Annotated in this window: 17 protein-coding genes; 7 read left to right on the top strand and 10 right to left on the bottom strand. The window is 69.1% G+C overall.

What is annotated here, in order from left to right; genetic code table 11:
- Window positions 1–210: 210 nt before the first annotated feature.
- The 3 genes from B0293_RS38735 to B0293_RS38745 all read left to right on the top strand — a co-directional run bounded on the left by B0293_RS38735 (window position 211) and on the right by B0293_RS38745 (window position 4,815).
- Window positions 211–2,253 (top strand): acyltransferase family protein, encoded by a 2,043-nt coding sequence (locus tag B0293_RS38735; RefSeq protein WP_005167308.1) that lies wholly within the window; start codon window positions 211–213, stop codon window positions 2,251–2,253.
- 118 nt (window positions 2,254–2,371) lie between these two features.
- Window positions 2,372–3,127, top strand: coding sequence for a carbon-nitrogen hydrolase family protein (locus B0293_RS38740; RefSeq protein ID WP_005167306.1), 756 nt, complete (start codon window positions 2,372–2,374; stop codon window positions 3,125–3,127).
- Window positions 3,124–4,815 carry a flavin monoamine oxidase family protein gene (locus tag B0293_RS38745; protein WP_005167304.1) on the top strand — a complete coding sequence of 564 codons (1,692 nt, stop codon included), beginning with the start codon at window positions 3,124–3,126 and terminating at the stop codon, window positions 4,813–4,815. Before B0293_RS38740 ends, B0293_RS38745 begins: the two co-directional genes overlap by 4 nt.
- On the opposite strand, the gene B0293_RS38750 is transcribed toward B0293_RS38745, so the two are convergent.
- The 5 genes from B0293_RS38750 to B0293_RS38770 form a co-directional block, all read right to left on the bottom strand.
- On the bottom strand, window positions 4,779–5,291 hold the full coding sequence (locus B0293_RS38750; protein ID WP_005167302.1) for a VanZ family protein: 513 nt from the start codon (window positions 5,289–5,291) through the stop codon (window positions 4,779–4,781). The genes B0293_RS38745 and B0293_RS38750 overlap by 37 nt on opposite strands.
- Window positions 5,292–5,319: 28 nt before the next feature.
- The gene (locus tag B0293_RS38755) at window positions 5,320–5,865 is read right to left on the bottom strand and encodes a cysteine hydrolase family protein (protein ID WP_005167300.1); all 546 of its coding nucleotides are present in this window, start codon (window positions 5,863–5,865) and stop codon (window positions 5,320–5,322) included.
- 250 nt (window positions 5,866–6,115) lie between these two features.
- A complete protein-coding gene (locus B0293_RS38760; protein WP_005167298.1) occupies window positions 6,116–7,105 on the bottom strand; it encodes a TolB family protein in 990 nt (329 codons plus the stop codon).
- On the bottom strand, window positions 7,102–8,361 hold the full coding sequence (locus tag B0293_RS38765; protein WP_005167296.1) for an MFS transporter: 1,260 nt from the start codon (window positions 8,359–8,361) through the stop codon (window positions 7,102–7,104). Before B0293_RS38765 ends, B0293_RS38760 begins: the two co-directional genes overlap by 4 nt.
- A 65-nt stretch (window positions 8,362–8,426) precedes the next feature.
- Window positions 8,427–9,290, bottom strand: a complete 864-nt coding sequence (locus B0293_RS38770; protein ID WP_005167294.1) for an alkaline phosphatase family protein — start codon at window positions 9,288–9,290, stop codon at window positions 8,427–8,429.
- Window positions 9,291–9,638: 348 nt separating this feature from the next.
- On the opposite strand from B0293_RS38770, the gene B0293_RS38775 reads away from it, so the two are divergent.
- Window positions 9,639–10,274 (top strand): MerR family transcriptional regulator, encoded by a 636-nt coding sequence (locus tag B0293_RS38775; protein WP_039919793.1) that lies wholly within the window; start codon window positions 9,639–9,641, stop codon window positions 10,272–10,274.
- On the opposite strand, the gene B0293_RS38780 is transcribed toward B0293_RS38775, so the two are convergent.
- The 5 genes from B0293_RS38780 to B0293_RS38800 form a co-directional block, all read right to left on the bottom strand.
- Window positions 10,231–11,040: a serine hydrolase gene (locus B0293_RS38780; protein ID WP_005167288.1), complete on the bottom strand. Its 810-nt coding sequence runs from the start codon at window positions 11,038–11,040 to the stop codon at window positions 10,231–10,233. The genes B0293_RS38775 and B0293_RS38780 overlap by 44 nt on opposite strands.
- Before the next feature lie 217 nt (window positions 11,041–11,257).
- Entirely contained in the window at window positions 11,258–12,805 is a 1,548-nt protein-coding gene (locus B0293_RS38785) for a purple acid phosphatase family protein (RefSeq protein ID WP_245192159.1), read from the bottom strand.
- Between the two features lie 177 nt (window positions 12,806–12,982).
- Complete coding sequence (locus B0293_RS38790; protein WP_005167282.1) at window positions 12,983–13,252, bottom strand: hypothetical protein; 270 nt, start codon at window positions 13,250–13,252, stop codon at window positions 12,983–12,985.
- Window positions 13,253–13,425: 173 nt separating this feature from the next.
- Window positions 13,426–15,378 carry a glycerol kinase GlpK gene (gene glpK, locus B0293_RS38795; protein WP_005167280.1) on the bottom strand — a complete coding sequence of 651 codons (1,953 nt, stop codon included), beginning with the start codon at window positions 15,376–15,378 and terminating at the stop codon, window positions 13,426–13,428.
- Window positions 15,379–15,391: 13 nt separating this feature from the next.
- On the bottom strand, window positions 15,392–16,159 hold the full coding sequence (locus tag B0293_RS38800; protein ID WP_005167278.1) for an IclR family transcriptional regulator: 768 nt from the start codon (window positions 16,157–16,159) through the stop codon (window positions 15,392–15,394).
- 151 nt (window positions 16,160–16,310) lie between these two features.
- Here B0293_RS38800 and B0293_RS38805 point away from each other — a divergent pair, with 151 nt between their 5' ends.
- The 3 genes from B0293_RS38805 to glpD are packed head-to-tail and all read left to right on the top strand — an operon-like array spanning window position 16,311 to window position 20,389.
- Window positions 16,311–17,132 carry an MIP/aquaporin family protein gene (locus tag B0293_RS38805; RefSeq protein WP_039919791.1) on the top strand — a complete coding sequence of 274 codons (822 nt, stop codon included), beginning with the start codon at window positions 16,311–16,313 and terminating at the stop codon, window positions 17,130–17,132.
- Between the two features lie 21 nt (window positions 17,133–17,153).
- Window positions 17,154–18,671, top strand: a complete 1,518-nt coding sequence (glpK, locus tag B0293_RS38810) for a glycerol kinase GlpK (protein ID WP_005167273.1) — start codon at window positions 17,154–17,156, stop codon at window positions 18,669–18,671.
- Window positions 18,672–18,676: 5 nt separating this feature from the next.
- Window positions 18,677–20,389, top strand: a complete 1,713-nt coding sequence (gene glpD / locus B0293_RS38815) for a glycerol-3-phosphate dehydrogenase (RefSeq protein WP_039919790.1) — start codon at window positions 18,677–18,679, stop codon at window positions 20,387–20,389.
- Window positions 20,390–20,445: the final 56 nt, after the last annotated feature.

A 20,445-nucleotide genomic window follows, 5' to 3' on the forward strand; every position in this document is an offset into this window, starting at 1 on the left:
CCGGACAACCGGGGGAAGCTCAAAGTCGCGTTCTAACGACACTTACCACTCACGACCACCTTGACCCACCCGATACCGGCACCCTCGCCGCCCGCCCCGCCCGCGCCCTACCCGCCGGTAGCCATCCGATCATCCGAACTAAGCTCGTTCACAGCTTCCTGCCGTAGGGTCCCCGCCCGTCGGTGGCCGGTGATCTTGGTGGGTGGTTGTGTGCGGGAGAGTGCTGCCGAACGACGGTTCCGTCCGGAGATCCAGGGACTGCGGGCGCTGGCGTGCGTGCTGGTGGTCGTCTATCACGTGTGGCTCGGCCGGATCTCCGGCGGCGTCGACGCCTTCTTCCTGATCTCCGGGTTCCTCGTCACCGGCCAGCTCCACCGCGCGGCGGCGCGCGGGAAGATCGAGTACCGGCCGATGTGGGGCCGGATGATCAAACGGCTGTTCCCGGCCGCGCTCACCGTGTTGCTGCTGATCATCGCCGCGAGCACGGTGCTGCTGCCGCAGAACCGCTGGTTCCAGACGATCAAGGAGGTCGTCGCCTCCGCGCTCTACCTGGAGAACTGGCAGCTGGCGGCGGATTCCACCGACTACTTCGCCCAGCACAACTCGGCCAGCGTCGTCCAGCACTTCTGGTCGCTGTCGATCCAGGGGCAGTTCTACGTGGTCTGGCCGCTACTGGTCGGCTTGGTGCTGCTGATCGCCAAGAAAGCGGGCCGCAACGTCCTCCCGCTGCTGCTCACGACTCTCGGCGCGATGTTCGCGGCCTCGCTGGCCTACTCGGTGTGGCTCACCGCGGCCGACCAGCCGCTGGCGTACTTCGATTCGCTGACCAGGGCCTGGGAATTCGCGCTCGGTGGCCTGCTCGCCCTGCTTCTCGACCGCGTCCGGGTGCCCCGGTCCGCGCGGGTCGTGTTCGGCTGGGCCGGCGTCGTCGGGCTGGTTTCCTGCGGGCTGGTGCTTCAGGTCGGGACGGTCTTCCCCGGCTATCTCGCGTTGTGGCCGACGCTTTCGGCCGCGCTGGTGATCCTCGCGGGCGACACCGCGTTCAAGGGCGGCGTGGACCGCTTCCTGTCCAGCCGCCCGCTGACGTACCTCGGCGACCTGAGCTACGCGCTCTACCTCTGGCACTGGCCGGTCCTGGTGTTCTACCTCGTCGCCCGTGACCGGCAAGAGGTCGGCCTGCGCGGCGGCGCGGTGATCATCGCGCTGGCCTTCGTCCTCGCCGTGCTGACCCACCACCTGGTCGAAAAACCGGTCCGCGCATCCGCGATCGGGGCAGGGAACCGGTGGGGCGCCTACCGGTTCGGCGTCGCGACCCTCGCGGCCGTGCTCGCCGCGACGGGCGCTTGGCAGTGGGTGAGCGTGAGCCAGGCGGACACCTATTCGATCGCGGTCGACGATCCCGACCACCCCGGCGCGCTCGCGCATACCGAAGGCTTCAAGTACTGGGGCGCCGCCGACGCCACCCTCGTCCCGTCGTTCGTCGCCGTGTCCGAAGACTGGGCGGGGATCGACCCGGCCCGCTGCGGGGTGTCTCCGCGCAACGCCGACCTCGAGGTCTGCACTTCGGAGACGTCGGGGCATCCCACCCGGCGGATCGTGGTCACCGGCGACTCGCACGCCGGGCAGTTCCTCGGTGCCCTGCTGCCGATCGCCGAGCAGCGGAACTGGGAGGTGACCTCGATCCTGCGCGGCGGCTGCCCGTTCTCCACCGACTCCGACGCCGTGCCGGGCGACCAGGCCTGCATCGACTGGAACTCCGCCGTGGTGGACGAGATCGTCACGGCCCGGCCCGACGCGGTGATGACGATCGGCACCAGGGACGTGCGGACCGGTGTCGAGGAACGGGTTCCGGGCGGCTACGTCGCCCAGTGGCGCAAGGTCGACGAGGTGGGCATCCCGGTGCTGGCCGTGCGGGACAACCCGCGGTTCGGCCAGTCGCCGTCGGCCTGTGTCGAGAGCCGGGGCGCGCAGGCGCCCGAGTGCGCCGCTCCACGCTACGACCTCTATGCGGAGGAACCGCCGTACGAGACGCTGCCGGATCTGCCGCCGAACGTGCGCTTCCTCGACTTCAGCGACTACTTCTGCACGGCCGAGGTCTGCCCGCCGGTGATCGGCAACGTGCTGGTCTATCTCGACGACAACCACGTCAGCGGTACCTATATGTCGACCATGTCGGCCATCGCGGAGAAGGCGATCACCGAGGCGCTCGGCTGGGCGGACGACCAGGCGGAGGAGCCGGCTCCGGGCGGGTGATCCAGACAACAGATCGCCGCAGAATTGCAGCGAACCGCATCAGTTCGAGGGTCTGCCAGCTCCACGCGCAACGATTGGCCCTTATCGGCGCATCGAAACGGCGGATATCGTCGTCGGTGTGAAGATCGCCGTCCATCAAGGTTCCCATGCCGAGCTGCCGTCCGCCGTCGCGACGTCGGACGCCGATCTCGTGATCGCCGCCGAGATGATCACCACCGGCTATCACATCGGCGCCCGCTCCCACGAACTCGCCGAACCGGCCGACGGCCCGACTTCGGCCCGGATGTCCGCGCTGGCAAGGGAAAACGGTGCCGCGCTGGTCTACGGCTACCCCGAGTCCGACGGCGGCCGCGTGTACAACGCCGTCCAGCTGATCGGCCCGGACGGACGCCGTCTGGCGAACTACCGCAAGACCCATCTGTTCGGCGACATCGACCGCGACTGGTTCGAGCCGGGCGCCGAAGCGGTCGTCCAGGCGGACCTCGACGGCCTCCGGATCGGCTTGCTGATCTGCTACGACGTCGAGTTCCCCGAGCTGGTGCGGGCGCACGCGCTGGCCGGGACCGAGCTGCTCGTGGTGCCGACGGCGCTGATGAGCCCGTACGAGCTGGTCGCCGACACGCTGGTTCCCGCCCGCGCCTACGAAAGCCAGCTCTTCGTCGCCTACGCGAACCGCTGTGACACCGAACAGGACCTGACCTACTGCGGCCGGTCCTGCGTCGTCGCCCCGACCGGCGAGGTACTCGCCCGCGCGGGCTCCGGCCCGGAGCTGATCAGCGCCGACGTCACCCGTGACGCGCTCGTCGCGTCGCGACTGGAGAACACCCACCTGGCCGACCGACGGCCCGATCTGTACCGAGGACTTTCCGCATGACCTCCGCCCTCCCGACCGCGATCCACAGCGACGAACCGGCCGGCCGCCCGATCACCATGTTCGGCCCCGACTTCCCGTTCGCCTACGACGATTTCCTCGCCCACCCCGCCGGCCTCGGCTCGCTCCCCGCCGAACGGCACGGCACCGAGGTGGCGGTGATCGGCGGCGGCCTCTCGGGCATCGTCACCGCGTACGAGCTGATGAAGCTGGGCCTGCGCCCGGTCGTGTACGAGATCGCCGAGATCGGCGGCCGCCTGCGCACCGTGAACTTCCCGGGCTGCCCGGACGACGTCGTCGCGGAGATGGGCGCGATGCGCTTCCCGCCGGCGTCGACCGCGCTGTTCCACTACATCGACAAGGTCGGCCTGGAGACCACACCGTTCCCGAACCCGCTGGCGCCGGGAACGCCGAGCACCGTCGTCGACCTCAAGGGGGAGAGCCACTACGCGCGCTCGGCCGACGAACTCCCCGCGGTCTTCGGCAAGGTCGCGGCCGCTTGGGACAGCACGCTGTCCGAGCAGGCCGCGTTCACCGAGATGCAGAAGGCGATCCGCGAGCGCGACGCGAAGACGATCAAGCGGCTGTGGAACGAACTCGTGCCGCGCTTGGACGACCAGACCTTCTACGGTTTCCTCTGTCAGTCACCCGCGTTCGCCTCCTTCCGCGACCGTGAGATCTTCGGGCAGGTCGGATTCGGCACCGGCGGCTGGGACACCGACTTCCCGAACTCCATCCTGGAGATCCTGCGGGTGGTCTACACCGGCGCCGACGACGAGCACCGCAGCATCGTCGGCGGCAGCAGGCAGCTTCCGTTGCGGCTGTGGGAACACGCGCCCGAGGACCTCGCGTTCTGGCCCCAGGGAACGAGTCTGAGCTCGCTGCACGGCGGCGGCCCGAACCCCGGCGTAGCCCGGCTGCACCGCACCGCGCCGAACAACATCACAGTGACCGACACCGAAGGCCGCATCCGCACCTATCCGGCGGCGGTGTTCACCGCGCAGAGCTGGATGCTGCTGTCGAAGATCGAATGCGATGAGGCGCTGTTCCCGATCGACCACTGGACGGCCATCGAGCGCACGCACTACATGGAGTCCTCGAAGGTCTTCGTCCCGGTGGACCGGCCGTTCTGGCTGGACAAGGATCCGGTGACCGGACGCGACACGATGAGCATGACGCTGACCGACCGCATGCCGCGCGGCACCTATCTGCTCGGCGACGATCCGGACGCGCCCGCGGTGATCTGCCTGTCCTACACCTGGGCCGACGATTCGCTGAAGTGGCTGCCGCTCTCGGTGTCCGAGCGGGTCGAGGTGATGCTCCAGTCGCTCAAGGAGATCTACCCGGGCGTCGACGTCCGGCGGCACATCATCGGCGACCCGGTGACCGTGTCGTGGGAGGCCGAGCCGCATTTCATGGGCGCGTTCAAGGCCAACCTGCCCGGCCACTACCGCTACCAGCACCGGCTGTTCACGCATTTCAAGCAGGACCGGCTGGAGGAGCGCCACCGCGGTCTCTTCCTCGCCGGTGACGACGTTTCGTGGACGGCGGGCTGGGCCGAAGGCGCGGTTCAGACCGCGCTCAACGCGGTGTGGGGCGTCATGAACCACTTCGGCGGCGAGACGGACCCGGCCAACCCGGGACCGGGCGACGTCTACGACGACATCGCGCCCGTCGAACTGCCCGACTGAGCGCGGCGGTTCGCCGGCCGGGCCGTGCCTGCCGCGAGGAGTGCGCCGAGGATCGCGCCGAGGGTGTTCATCAGCCAGTCGTTGGTGTCGCAGGCACGGCCGATCGCGGGCACCAGCGCCTGCAAGGCCTCGATCACGGCGGACAGCGCCGAGCCCGCCGCGAGCATCGCCAGCGGGCGCCGGGACGCCAGCGCGGCGAAGCAGACCGGCGGTAGGAACAGGGCGACGTTGGCCAGGAGTTCCACCGCGCCGAGCGTCGGCAGCGAGAACTGGACCGTGCACACGATCTCGTCGATCGTGCGGCCGGTGGGCACCAGCGTCAGCGCGAAGACCGGGACCAGCGACACCCCGGCGAGGGCCCACAGAATCCGGCGCCTGCCCGCGAACAGCAGGCCGAGGACGGCGCAGAGGAGCGCCACCAGGAGGATCGCCACCGGCACCAGGGCGGAGTGGTCGAGCAGGAAGTTCGTGATCATGGCGGGCCGATCCTACGATCACGCCCGCTCAGGCGGTGAACTCGAGCTCCGCCGCGGGCACCACGCGCAGCCGTCCGCCGGGATGGATCGCGGTGGCCAGGAGCAGGTTGTGCCGGGCGATGACCTGTTCGGCGGTCAGTCCCACGGTGGGATCGCCGTCGGACGAGGGCGCGTGGCCGTCGCCGACCAGCACGACGTCCAGACCGTGGCTCTGCGCGGACCGCGCGGTCGCGTCGACGCAGTAGTCGGTGGCCAGCCCGGTCAGCACCACGGTGTCGACGCCCCGGTCGACGAGCAGGCCTGCCAGTCCGGTGCGGTGGAAGGAGTCCGTCGCGGTCTTGTCGACCACCACGTCGATCGGTTCGAGGCCGAGCAGCGGGCTGAGCCGGGTGCCCGGTGACGCGGGATCGAAGTCGGTGCCGGGCGCGCCGACCTGCCGCAGCGCGATCACCGGAACGCCATGGGCGCGGGCTTTCCGTGCCAGCGCCGCGATCCGGGTGGCCAGCTCCTCGCCGCGCCAGACCAGCGGAACGAGCATCTCCTGCATGTCGACGATCAGCAGCGCGTCCTTCATTTCCGGAAGCCTAGGACACGGCCTACTCGAGCCGAAGGTCAAAGTCGTCCTGTCGGGCTGCGGGCGACGCCTGCTCGGATGATCGCTACGGCTCGCCGGGCACGTGGCCTCGTCGGGAAGCGTTGTGAAAGCCACTTTCGGGACGTCTGATGTCCCGAAAGTGGCTTTCGCGACACCCGACTCCGGCAGGCACGCGAGCAGTCGAACACGCCGCGTTCGCCAAGAGAACATCGCCACTCACGACCCCTCATTAAGGCAGCGCGGCGGGCGATTCGGCCTCCGGGATGAGCAGGTGCGGAGCTCCGGTGCCGTCGGCGGGAACGGCCCAGACGTCGGAATGTCCTTGCGTGCGGGGGAGCGCGTAGGCGACGGTGCGGTCGTCGAGCCACGCGGGCTGGTCGTCGACGTTCCGGGTCTCGGCCAGCGGCGTCACGGTGCCGCTCGCGAGGTCGAGCACCGAGACCCGCCAGCCCTTGGCGGGATCGCCGTCGATGGCGGACTTGAAGGCGATGCGGGTCTCGTCGGGGGAGAGGGAGGGGCATTCGACGTTGTCCCGCAGCGTTTTCACGGTCCGGGCGGCGGAGTCGCCTTCGACGAGGTACCGGTGGGAGCCGGTGGACATGGTGGCGTAGAACCGATTCGACTGCCGGGTGAAGGTGACGCCCCAGAAGTTGAAGTCGGCCGCCTTGTACGGCTTGCCTTCCACGGTCACGGCGAAGTCCTCCAGCGTGCCCTCGACGCTGTCGGTGGTGAGGTCGAGGGTGCCGGCGCGGGTGGAGAACCGGCCGCCGTTGTAGGAGTCGCCGGTGACGAACACCGTCCACGCGAGCCGCCGCCCGTCGGCCGAGACGCGGGCCCGGTTGGGCAGCCCGACCAACGGGATCTCCTGCGTGACCGCCAGCTTGCCGTCGAGCACCGCCAGCTGATACGTGGTCAGACCCGACTCCGGTCGCAGGCAGATCCCGGTGCCGCCCGCCGCGTAGACCCGGCTGCACGACACGGTCGACACCGCCCGTGCTCCACCCGGATCGGCGGCGGCGACGCTGGACACGTGCCCGCGGTCGGCGTCGGCGGTGCTGCGGAACAGCAGCCGCCCGCTTTCGAGGGTGACCGCGCCGCTGGTGCCCGCCGACGCGGTGTCCTGGTTGCGCGCTCCCGCCACCCCGACGTAGATCACGGCGGCCGCGGCCAGCGCGAGTACTCCGGTGACGGCGATCAGGACGCGGGTGCGGGTGTTCACGGTCGTGCCTTCCTGCGGGGAGCCAAGAGAACGAGGGTGGCGGCGACGGCGGCCAGTACCGTTCCGGCGGCGATCGCGATCGCCGTGGTCGCACCCCAGAATTGCCATGAGAGTCCGAAAAGGACGGACGAGACGAAGTAGGCGAGCGCCTGCCCGCTCTGCACGATCGCGATGCCGGTGGTGCGCAACGCCTCCGGCAGCAACGGCCCGGCCAGTGCCATCAGCACGCCGTCGGTCGACGCGTAGAACACGCCGTACAGGCCGAGGGTGAGCGCGAACAGCGCCCAGCCGGTCAGCGGGCTGAGCAGCAGCAGATAGACGGTGGCCAGAGCGCCGTAGCCGGCGAGCATCACCGGCAGCCTGCCGATCCGGTCGGCCAGCGCGCCGAGCGGCGCGGCCAGTAGCAGGTAGCCGAGGTTCGTGCCGACCGCCAGCAGCGGGAACCAGCCGGTGGCGATGTCCTCCTTCGCCTGGAGCAGGAGGTACACGAATCCGTCGCCGATGGTCGCGAGACCCAGGACGCAGGCGGCGATCAGCAGCCGTCGCACGCCGGTGCCGCGCAGGAGCCCGGTCGCCGCCCGCAGGGACACGGTGCCCGAGGGTGGTTTGGGCGTGCGGTGGTCGCGGACGAACAGCGCCAGCAGCAGCACCCCGGCGGCGGCGATGCAGAAACTGGTCACGAAGACCGCGTCGAACCCTTCGACCCCGGTCGCCGAACCCGCCACGGCCAGCACGGCGACCGCGGCGAGCGGGCCGAGGAACGCGCCGACGCTGTCCATCGCCCGGTGCACCCCGAACGCGCGGCCCAGCATGTGCTCGGGAGCCGAAAGGGTGATCAGCGCGTCGCGGGGCGCGGTCCTCAGGCCTTTACCCGTCCGGTCCGCGGTCAGCACCACGCCGATCGCGGTCGCCGACGAACCGGCCGCGACCAGCCCCAGTTTTGCCACCGCCGACATCGCGTAGCCCAGCCCGGCGACCGCCTTGCGCCGCCGGACGCGGTCCGCGACGTAGCCGCCGACCAGGCGAAGGAACGCGGTCGCGCCGGTGTAGAGGCCGTCCACCACGCCGTAGGCCGCCGGGCCCAGGTGCAGCCCGAGCACCAGGTACACCGGCAGCACGGCCGTCACCATCTCCGAGGAGACGTCCGTGACGAGGCTGACGGTGCCCAGGGCGAAGACGTTCCCGCCGAGCAGGGCGAAGGACTTCTTGGAAACGCCGCCGGGATGCTCCCGGCGGCCGATCGTGGACAGGTACACGCGACGGACCACCTTTCCCGCCCGCGGGCGCGTCCACAGTGGACACGCCCGCGGGGTTCACCCGATTACTGCCACACGCTCGTGATCGGCGACTTGTTCGCCGCGTTGGCGATGCCCGGCAGGCCGAACGCCGCCTCCATCGTGCGGAGGATCGAATAGTGGTTGACGGATTCGCTGTAGCTGCCCGGCTTCACGTGGGCGCCGACGAAGGTGGTGTAGATCTGGTTCACCGATGTCCCGCTGTCCTCGTCGAAATTGACGATCAGCAGGCTGTTGTGCGTCTTGGCCCACTGCGCGTACGCGTCGAGGTTCTTCTTCAGCCATTTGTCGCCCGTGTCGACCGAGCAGTCGTGCATGTCGCTGCACAGGTCGGGGGTCACGAAAGCGACGTGCGGAAGCTTGGTGAAGTCGGTCGGGAACGACGAGAACCGTTTGTTGGCCGAGGCGGGGACATTGCCGAAGCTGACCCAGCTGTTGTGCTTTCGGGCGTAGTTGCCCTTTTCGCAGCCGGTGTAGCCGTCGGACGGCATGCTTTCCGCGTAGCCGACGAACTTCTTGCCGATCCCCGCCAGCTGGGAGGCGATGTTCTCCTTGTTCCCCAGATCCTGGCATTTGTTGCTGTCGACACCGTGCGTCGAACCCGCGAACTGGGCGATGTAGTTCGGCTGGCTCGGGTGCGTCGTCCCGTAAGCCTTGGTGAACTTCGCCCCCTGCGAGGCGAGTTTGTTGAAGTAAGGCGCCTTGGAGCTGCCGTTGATCTCCTTGTAGTCCTTGTTCTCGAACATCACGAGGACGATGTGGTCGAACGCGGGCACCTTCGCCGCGGCGGGCTCGATCGCGGCGGCGGGAGTGTCCTGATGGGACACCACCAGCGCCGCGGCCAAGCCGGTCGCGGCCACGGCGGCGACCGCGATCCGTTTCCAGAACATGCGAAAACCTCCTGGTGAAAAGTTGAAACTTTGACGACCAACCATCGGGTTCAGCGGCGCTCCGCGGGCGTCGACAGAGTCGAGACATCAGATGTCTTGGCAGCATTTAAACGGTAAGGAAGTCCCCGGCCCACCAAGATCGCCTGACCGGAGTAGTCGGCGGGCGGAGAACGCCCCAAAACCGGCATCGGCTGGCACGAAACCATGTAAACCTCCCGTTCACCTTGTGTTCCCGGGCGGGAACCGATGGACTTATGGCAACTCGTTGATTCAGCCGGGTGACGGTGGTGCCGCCATTGCGCCCGCCTTCACTGGGTACTCATCCGACCATTGGTTAAGCTGGTCGGCGTGAAGCCCTTTTCGTCGCGACCGGCCGGATACACGATCGAAGAACTGTCCGCGATCGTCGGCATGTCGGCACGCAACATCCGGGCGCATCAGACGAGAGGCCTGGTGCCTCCGCCGGTCCGCCGTGGCCGATCCGCCTACTACGGCCCGGTTCATCTGCGGAGGCTGAGGCGTATCACGGTGCTGCAGAAACAGGGCTTCAACCTGGTGTCCATCGCCGCGATGCTCGGAACGACCACGGTGGACGCCGCCGAGCGGCTGGACGCGGCGATGGCCGACATCGCCCGCGACCAGCCCGCCGTCGCCCGGTGCCTGGAACGGCACGGCGTCCTCGGCAAGGACGACGCGGGAGCGCCCGCCGTCGTGCGCCAGTCCGTTTCCCGGGCGGTGGCGGACCTCGCCGGGGCCGGGATCCCGCCGCTCGCGGCACTGCGGTTCCTCGGCCAGTTCATGGACCGGATCGCACCGCTGGCGAGTGAGCAGCTGGCCGTGCTGAAGGCCCAGACCGGAGGTGTCTCGGCGGCGCCGCGGGCCTGTTTCGCCGAGCTTCTTGTAAGCGCTTTCAGGGCGACGGTGGAGAACGCCGCCGAAGTCACTTTTCCAGACGGGGAACCAGGGACTCGGCGGTCGAAGTAGCCGATGCTGTCGCCACCCCGAGGTCGGTGCCTTCGGCGAAGCTGGACAGGATGACGACGATGTAGCGGTCGCCCCCGCCGACGAGCCCGGTCGTATGCGCATCCACGGCGCCGTGTCCGGCCGCCCAGCCCTGTTTCACGGCCCACGGCCGGTCCTGGAAGGCCGACGGGATGCCGAAGTGCTGGTCGAACCCGTCGGCGGCGGTCCTGGGCGCCTCCCGCAGCGGCTTCAGGATCAGATTCCGCTTGGCTTTCGGCAGCGCGAGGATGTGCCGGTAGGTCGCGACGATGTCGTCCGCGGTGGACAGCGTGTCGCCCCAGCGGCCCGCGTCGGCGGGCGGGGTGGTGTTCTTGAGGCCGATGGCGGCCACCGTCCTGGTGACGATCGCGGACGAGCCGTTCCGGGTCCACAGGGTGTTGGCGATCGCGTCGTCGCTTTTCGACAGCATCCGGTGGATCTGGGCTTCGTCGGACTTCCGCGGGCCGCGGGTGATGGCGTCGAGCGCGATGAACAGTTTCACCACCGAGGCGGTGCGAAATCTCTCGTCGCCATGGTTCCCGACCACCTGCTCGCCCGACGTACGGTCGAAGACGACGGTGGCGCTCCGCTCGTCCCGCACGGGGCGGCCCGCCGCGTTGGCCCGGAAGATCACGTAACCGAGGATTCCGGTGACGACCAGGAAAGCGGTCACGACCATCACGCGGAGGCGGAGCCGCCGGTTCGCGCCGGGAACGGCTATCGGCCTGGTTCGTTCGTCGTCGAACATGACGTCGATGTTCAGAGACGATCATCGTTGTCCCGTCTCGTTCTTGTCATGAGTCCGTAACAGCGGCGGACCGCACGAAAACCGTTCCGGCGCTTCGGAAACCAGGTCGGAAATGGTGTCCGGACACCGGCCGATCGGCCGATGTGGACCGACTTTCCGGTCGATGCGGGAAAGGCGGCGGCTCCCGCGCTCGGCGGTGCCGGGGGCCGCCGCCGGGTCAAGAGCGCTGCACGATGATCTGATCGACCAGGGTGCCGTCGGCACTGATCGCCCGGACGTCCATTTTGGGCGGTGTGGTGCCCGTGCCCGCGATGACGTCGACCGCGACCAGGCTGTAGCCGCGGAACCGGACACGGGACCAGGTGACCTTCTTGGTGCGGTCCTGGCCGTCCCGTTCGGAATATTTCATCGGGACCGGGGAGTCGTTGGTGGTCTCGTGGCCCAGGTAGGTGTCGGGCGCCGGGAACTCGGAAACGCTGCCGCCGCCACCGCCCGCGGTGATGTAGGTCGTCCCGTCCTTGACCGGATTGGTGGTCCCGCGCGACGGCACCTTCTTGACGGCCTTGCCGGCACGGATCGGGTCGGTCCGTTCGTAGATGTGGTTGTGCCCGTTGAGTACAAGGTCGACCTGGTACTTGTCGAACAGCGGGGCCCAGTCCTTCTGCGCGCCGAGTTCGGCGCCGTTGGAATGGCAGGTGGAGTACGTGCACTGGTGGCAGTAGACGACGATGAAGTCGATCGTGGGGTCGGCGCGGAAGGCGGCGAGCGTCTTGCCGAGCCACTTGAGCTGCTTGCCCTTGGTGTAGTCCAGATTGGACGGACTGTTGTAGCAGACGTCGTTGCCGTCCAGGCTGATCAGGCCGACGTTCTGGTAGCGCCACGAGTAGATGCAGGTGGACCCGTCCCAGGCGTTGTCCGGCATGGTGAACCGCGCCCGGACGCCGCCGTAGCCGTCCTCGGAGTACCAGCCCTCCATCTCGTGGTTGCCGAGCGCCATCATCCACGGGATCCCGGCGGTGACGGGCTCGTTCTGCACGAAGAACGAGTCCCACAGCCGGGCGTCGTACTGGTCCTCCTCGGGGTGCCCGCCCTCGCCCTCGAGGGCGTAGCTCAGGTCGCCCATGGCGAGGTGGAAGGCCGGGTCGAGCCCTGCGATCAGGCTGCTGGTCGCGACGGCGTTGTAGCCGACGCCCTGATCGCCGAACGCCGTGAACGAGAACGTGCCGTCGCCACCCGCGGCCGGGGCGGTGCGGAAACTCGCCATCTCGCCGAGCCTGCCGGCGGGGTCGTAACCCTCGTGGCCGACGACGTAGTAGTACGTGGTGTTGGGCAGCAGGCGGTCGATCCGGGCGTGGAGGTAGTACTGCGTGATCGACTTCGGGCTGTTCGGCGGATACTCCTCGACCGGGTGCTGCCAGGACATCTGGCTGGTCAGCGCCCGGACCTCGGCCTGGATGGGCGGGCTGAAGTCGCCGGGGACCGTGCCGATCCGGACGAACGGCGCGGTCACCGCCGCGGGTACCTGCCAGGAGACGACGACCTGCTGGGACGGGTCGGCGCCGTAGGCGATGTGCCGTCCGAACGGCCGCAGCGCCGAACCCGCGACCTTGTCCGCGTTGAGCAGCACGGTCGGCCCAGGGGAGGCCATGGCGGTGCCGGGCAGAAGGACACCGCCGGCGGCGAGCGCCGCGCCGCTCACCGCGCCCACCCGGAACAGGGTCCGCCGCGAATACTGATTGACGAATTTGTCGTGTTTCTCGGCCAAGCTGAGCCGACGGTAGGCTTGGGACCTGCTGTTCCGGGGAGTTTCGGCCATGAAATCGAAGTTAAGAAGGCTTCCTAACTAAGTCAAGAGGCTGCTGCGGGCTGCATGGAACCGTGCAACCGGGCGTGACTCGCGTGCTTGGACGCGGAACTCGGTGTGTCGCGTCCAAGCACGCGATCAGAGCAGCTCGGAGGAGACGACCGCGTCCAGGGTGCGCAGCCGGTCCAGCAACGGCTCGATCTCGTCCTCGGCGATCAGGACGGCGCAGGTCATGGTGCTTTCGCGGACCCCGTCGCGCACGTCGAGCGACAGGTCGTGGACCAGACAGCCGAGCGCGTCGACCAGGCCGGGGATCCGGTCGACGCCGCCGATGAAGTAGGTGGCGATCCGGCGGCGGATCAGCATGGACGAGCGAGGGGCGGGAACCTGGAAAGTGGTGAGCGACATCGTGGTCTCCGAAGGCGAGGGAACGAACAGGCCATGGAGGGCCAGGTCCCGGGAGATGCCCCGTGTCGAGGGGTCGCCGGAATGCGCGCCGGCGACCTGGTTCAGCCGGCGCGCTTGACTACGAGTCGGGTAAAGCGGCGCACGGCGACAGGCTAGCACGCCCTGCCGGAATGTCACGAAAGCCGCAGCCGCGGCCCTTGCTCGCGGACGTGCGCGATGGATCCACAGTCGAGGTCCAGCTGTCGCTGCCGTTCCGCGACGAAAGCCCGGCCGAGGCCGGTGCGGTCCGAAGTGGACAGTGTGCGCCGGAGTTCGTTCAGCAGCCCGCGTTCCTCGGAACGGATATGGGCGTCGACCGAGTTCTCCAGAGCTGCCAACGCTTTTTCGAAGTCGTCCGATTCCAGCACCGCGAGCAACTCGGAAGCGAGCCCGCTCTCCGTCGCATCGGGACGGACGATCCGTTCCGTCGCGGTGGCATGCGCGACCAGCGACGCGGACAGCTCCGCGATGAGCGCCGGACGATCGGCCTCGTCGTTGCGGAGGTCCCGGAAGAGCTGCTCGATCCGGCGGTGATCGGCCAGGACGACCTCGACCAGGTCGGAGCCCGGGGGAGCGGCCGTCGGCCCGGGACGCATCCAGCCGAACGTCAGTTCCACGGCCTGCCGCCAGTGCGCGTACTCGCTGTCGCGGCGGGCGGGGTCCATGGTCGGCAGCCACTGCCCGGCGCGATGCCAGTTCCGGCGCAGGCCCTCCAGATCCGGCCAGTACCCGACCGACAGCCCGGCCGCGTACGCCGCGCCCAGCGACACGGTCTCGGCGACCATCGGGCGGACCACTGGCACGTCGAGGACGTCGGCGACGAACTGCATCAGCAGATTGTCCGCGGTCATCCCGCCGTCCACTTTGAGCGTCGACAGCGCCAGGCCCGAATCGGCGTTCATCGCGTCGACGACCTCTCGGGTCTGCCAGCCCGTCGCCTCCAGCACGGCCCTGGCCAGGTGCCCCTTGGTGATGTACGACGTCAGCCCGGCGATCACGCCGCGGGCCTCGCTGTGCCAGTGCGGCGCGAACAGGCCCGAAAAGGCGGGCACGATGTAGCAGCCGCCGTTGTCCTCGACCGTCCGCGCCAGCGTCTCGATCTCAGGAGCGCTGCCGATCAGCTCCAGGCCGTCCCGAAACCACTGCACGAGCGACCCGGTGACCGCGATCGACCCTTCGAGGGCGTACACGGCGGGCTCGTCGCCGATCTTGAACCCGACGGTGGTCAGCATGCCGTGCGTGGAGTGCACCGGCGTCGGACCGGTGTTGAGCAGCAGGAAACTGCCCGTCCCGTAGGTGCACTTCGCCTCACCGGGCGCGAAGCAGGTCTGGCCGAACAACGCCGCTTGCTGATCGCCGAGCGCCGCCGCGATCCGGATCCCCGGTACCACCCGCGACGTCGTCCCGTACACCTCGGTCGAGGGCCGGATCTCCGGCAGCATCGCGCGCGGGACGTCGAAGAACTCCAGCAGTTCGTCGTCCCACGACAGCGTCCGCAGGTTCATCAGCATGGTGCGCGAGGCGTTGGTGACGTCGGTGACGTGGACGCCGCCCTCCTGGCCGCCGGTCAGGTTCCAGATCAGCCAGCTCTCGACCGTCCCGAACAGGACGTCGCCGCGTTCGGCGCGTTCCCGCAGGCCAGGAGTTCTTTCCAGCAGCCAGCGGATGCGGGGTGCGGAGAAGTAGGTCGCCAACGGCAACCCGCACAGCCGACGGACCCGGTCGGCGCCCGGTTCGCGGGCGAGGTGTTCGAGCATCGCGTCGGTGCGGGTATCCTGCCAGACGATCGCGCGTCCGATCGGGTTCCCGGTGTGCCGGTCCCACAGCACCGTCGTCTCGCGCTGGTTCGCGATGCCGAGACCGACCACCTGCCCCGGTTCGGCGCCCGCGTCGGCCAGGGCCTGCGGCACGATCCGGCCGACGTTGCGCCAGATCTCCGTCGCGTCGTGTTCGACCCAGCCCGGCCGGGGGAAGTGCTGCTGATGTTCGCGTTGCGCGACCGACACCAGCCTGCCGCGTGCGTCGAACAGGATGCATCGGGTCGAGGTGGTGCCCTGGTCGATCGACATCACATAGCGCTGGACCACGCGAGCACCTCCATCACCATCGGGACGCGCCGAGATCGCGGGAGACCGCCCGTGCCGCGTCGCGCACATGACCGAGCAGCCGGGGGAGCGGGCTGCCGTCGGGTTCACAGATCCGTTCCGTCGCGCCGGACACCCCGATCGCGCCGACCACGATGCCGCCGTGCCCGCGGATCGGCGCCGCTATCCCGGCCTCGCCGGTGATCATCTCGCCGTTCTCACTCGCCCAGCCGGCCTCGCGCACCTTGCCACAGGCGCGTTTGATCGCGGTCTGGGTGACCAGGGTCCGGCGGGTGTAGGCCTCCGGTACGCCGGAGCGCAACGATGCCACGAGACCGGTGTCGTAGGCCAGAAGTACTTTTCCGAGCGCCGTCGCGTGCAGCGGCAGAAGCGTGCCGACGTCGAGTGTCTGCAAGCTGTCGTCGGGCCGGAACACGTGGTGCACCACCAGGACCCGGCCCTCCAGTGGGGCGCCGATCCGGACTGCCTCGCCGCTGCGCGCGGCCAGCGCGTCGGCCCAGTTGATCGCGCGTGACCGGAGTTCGTTGACGTCGAGATAGCTCGTGCCGAGGTGCAGAAGTGCCGCGCCCAGTTGGTATTTCCCGGTATCGCGGTCCTGTTCGACAAAACCGACCCCTTGCAGGGTGCGGAGGATCCCGTGCGCCGTTCCCTTGGCCAGTTCGAGGGAATCGGCGATCTCGCCGACCCCGAGACGGCCGGAACCGCGCGCCAGCAACCGCAGGATCGCGGCGGCGCGCTCGATGGACTGGATCGGACCGGGCACGGCCCAACCGTAGCCCGACCGGCCCTGATTCGACAATGTCGAACATCGTCTTCGGACGTTCGACAATGCCGACCGCCGTCCGTTGACCCCGGGTTTCCGCGAACTTAACTTCGGCCTCAACAGGGCAACGGTGTCCTTTGTGGAGGAAGCAATGGTGCGAAACCTCAAGACTCGCGGACTCGCGGGCGAACTGGCGGCGGAGTTCGTCGGGACGATGATCCTCATCCTGTTCGGCTGCGGGGTGGTGGCTCAAGTCGTCGCGGGCGGCATCGGCGACCACGACAGCATCGCGTGGGCGTGGGGCATCGGCGTCACGCTGGGGATCTATGTGGCTTCACGGATCAGCGGCGCGCATCTGAACCCCGCCATCACCGTGGCACTCGCGGTGTTCAAGGGCTTCTCGTGGCGCAAGGTCGCCCCGTACGCCTTGGCGCAGACCGCCGGCGCGTTCCTCGGCGCCCTGCTGGTGCGCTGGAACTACACCGAGGTGCTCAACGCGGCCGACCCCGGACTGACGATCAAGACCCAGGGCGTCTTTTCCACCCTTCCGGGTAACGGAACCCTTCCGGTGGGTGACTGGGGCGCGTTCCGCGACCAGATCATCGGCACCGCCATCCTCGCCTTGGTGATCTTCGCCATCACCGACCTCCGCAACACCGCGCCCGCCGCGAACCTCGCCCCGGTCGTCGTCGGCTTCCTCGTGGTCGCGATCGGCATGGCCTGGGGCACCAACGCCGGCTACGCGATCAACCCCGCCCGCGACTTCGGCCCGCGGCTGATGTCCTGGCTCACCGGCTACGACACCGCGTTCACCGACCAGTACGGCTATCCGTACTGGTGGATCCCGATCGTGGCCCCGATCGTCGGCGCGGTCATCGGCGGCGCGATCTACAAGTTCTTCATCGAGCGTTACCTCCCCAGCGATCCCGCGCCGGAAGCCTTGCCCGCCAAGGATCTCGAAACCGCCGCCTGAGCCGTCCTCAAAGGAGAGAACATGCCTGACTACATCGGCGCCGTCGACCAGGGCACCACCAGCACGCGGTTCATGATCTTCGACCACGGCGGCAACGAGATCGCCCGCCACCAGCTGGAGCACGAGCAGATCCTGCCGAAGCCGGGCTGGGTCGAGCACGACGCGACCGAGATCTGGGAGCGGACCCGCTCGGTCATCGCCACCGCGCTCAACAAGGCGAAGCTGACCGCCGCCGACCTCGCCTCGCTCGGTATCACCAACCAGCGTGAGACCACCGTCGTCTGGAACCGCCGGACCGGGCGCCCGTACTGCAACGCGATCGTGTGGCAGGACACCCGCACCGACCGGATCGCCTCGGCGCTGGAGCGCGAGGGCAAGGGCGACGTCATCCGGCGCAAGGCGGGCCTGCCGCCCGCCACCTACTTCTCCGGCGGCAAGTTGCAGTGGATCCTGGAGAACGTCGACGGCGTCCGCGAAGACGCCGAGAAGGGCGACGCGCTTTTCGGCACCACCGACTCGTGGCTGATCTGGAACCTCACCGGCGGCCCCGACGGCGGCGTGCACGTGACGGACCCGACCAACGCGTCGCGCACCATGCTCATGGACCTCGAAACGCTGGAGTGGGACGACGAACTGCTGTCGTTCTTCGGCGTCCCCAAGCAGATGCTGCCGTCGATCCGGCCGTCGTCGAACAACGGCCACTTCGGCGTCACCCGCGCGGACGGCCCGCTCGGTGGCGAGGTCGCCATCACAGGCGTGCTCGGCGACCAGCAGGCAGCGACCGTCGGCCAGGTGTGCTTCCGCCCCGGCGAGGCCAAGAACACTTACGGCACCGGCAACTTCCTGCTGCTCAACACCGGGCACGAGGTCGTCCGCTCGAAGCACGGCCTGCTCACGACGCTGGCCTACCAGTTCGGCGACGACAAGCCGGTCTACGCGCTGGAAGGGTCCATCGCCGTCACCGGTTCCGCCGTGCAGTGGCTGCGCGATCAGCTGGGCATCATCAGCGGCGCGTCGCAGAGTGAAAGCCTCGCTCGGCAGGTCGAGGACAACGGCGGCGTCTACTTCGTCCCCGCGTTCTCCGGCCTTTTCGCGCCGTACTGGCGTTCGGACGCGCGCGGCGCGATCGTCGGCCTCACCCGCGCCACCACCAACGCGCATCTGGCGCGGGCGACGCTCGAAGCGATCTGCTACCAGACCCGCGACGTCGTCGAGGCCATGCAGAACGACTCCGGCGTCACGCTCGACGTGTTGCGGGTGGACGGTGGCGTGACCGCGAACGAACTGTGCATGCAGCTGCAGGCCGACATCCTCGGCGTGCCGGTGTCGAAGCCGGTCGTCGCCGAGACCACCGCGCTCGGAGCCGCCTACGCGGCGGGGCTGGCCGTCGGGTTCTGGAAGTCCACCGACGAGCTGGAACAGAACTGGAACGAGGACAAGCGCTGGGAGCCGTCCTGGACGGACGAACAGCGCGCCGTGGGCTACGCGGGCTGGCAGAAGGCCGTCGGCCGCACGCTCGACTGGGTCGAGGTCGAGTGAGCCCGATGAAGAGGAGGAACACAGTGACACCCGTACCGCTTTCCCCGGTCTACCGGGCCGAGACGCTGCGCAAACTCGCTCGCGAAGAGATCGACGTGCTGGTCGTCGGCGGGGGAGTGACCGGTGCCGGCGTCGCGCTCGACGCGGCGTCGCGCGGGCTCTCCGTCGCGCTCGTCGAGGCCCGTGACTTCGCCGCCGGGACGTCCAGCCGGTCGTCGAAGCTGATCCATGGTGGGTTGCGCTACCTGGAGAACCTGGACTTCAAGCTGGTGCGCGAGGCGCTGAAGGAACGCAGCCTGCTGCTGCAGACCCTCGCGCCGCATCTGGTGCGCCCGGTGAAGTTCCTGGTGCCGCTCAAGCACCGGGTCTGGGAGCGCGGGTACATCGGCGCGGGTGTCACGCTTTACGACACCCTCGGCGGGGCTCGCGCGCTGCCGAGGCACCGGCATCTGTCCAAGCGCGGCGCGGGCAAGGTCGCTCCCGGTCTCGCCGACGACGCCCTGATCGGCGCCATCCAGTACTACGACGCCCAGGTCGACGACGCCCGCCACACGATGACGATCGCGCGGACCGCGGCCGAGCAAGGTGCTTCCGTCCTCACCCGGGCGCGCGTGACGTCGTTGATCCGTGACGGCGAACGCGTCGTCGGCGCCAAGGTCGTCGACCGCGAGAGCGGCGCGGAGATCGAGGTCCGGGCGAAGACGGTCGTCGCGGCCACTGGCGTGTGGAGCGACGACATGGCCGAGGCGGCGGGCATCCCCGCGCCGTTCACCGTGCGCGCGTCCAAGGGCATCCACCTGGTGGTGCCGCGCGAGAAGATCGACCTGGACACCGGGCTGATCCTGCGCACCGAGAAGAGCGTGCTGTTCGTCATCCCGTGGGGACGGCACTGGATCGTCGGCACCACCGACACCGAATGGGACCTCGACCGCGAGCACCCGGCGGCCAGCCAGGCGGACGTCGACTACGTGCTCGATCACCTCAACGCGGTCCTGCGCACGCCGATCACCGCCGACGACATCGAAGGCGTGTACGCCGGGCTTCGGCCGCTGCTGGCCGCGAAGGCGACGTCGACGACGAAGCTGTCGCGGGAGCACGCCGTGGCGCATCCGGTGCCGGGGCTGGTGATCGTGGCCGGCGGCAAGTACACGACGTACCGGGTGATGGCCGCCGACGCGGTCGACGTCGCGGTCGAGGACCTCGGCCGTCCGGCGCCGTCGTCGTGGACCGAGCGGCTGCCGATCGTCGGGGCGACGGGCTACCACGAACTGTGGGGCGCGCGGCACGCGCTGGTCCAGCGCACGGGCCTGCCGATCCGCCGGATCGAGCACCTGCTCCAGCGCTACGGCACCGCGATCGAGGACATCCTGGAGTCGATCTCGGACCGTCCCGAACTGGGCGAGCCGATCCCGGGGACGGCGGAGTACCTCAAGGCGGAGGCCGTCTACGCCGTCTCGCACGAGGGCGCGCTGCACCTGGAGGACGTCCTGACGCGCCGCACCCGGATCTCCATCGAGGAGCGGGACCGTGGCGTGACGGCCGCGCCGGTGGTGGCCGAGCTGATGGCGCCGCTGCTGGGCTGGGACTCGCACCGGCAGGAGCGCGAGGTCGCCAACTACCTCGCGCGGGTCGAGGCGGAGCGTTCCGCCCAGGCCCAGCCGGACGACGAGGCGGCGAACGCCAGCCGTCTCGCCGCCCCCGCTCTGCTGCCCAGCTGACGTGGGCTGAAGGGGCCCTTCACCGCATGTGACGCGGCGAAGGGCCCTTTCGTCGC

Source organism: Amycolatopsis azurea DSM 43854 (assembly GCF_001995215.1).
GTDB lineage: Bacteria > Actinomycetota > Actinomycetes > Mycobacteriales > Pseudonocardiaceae > Amycolatopsis > Amycolatopsis azurea.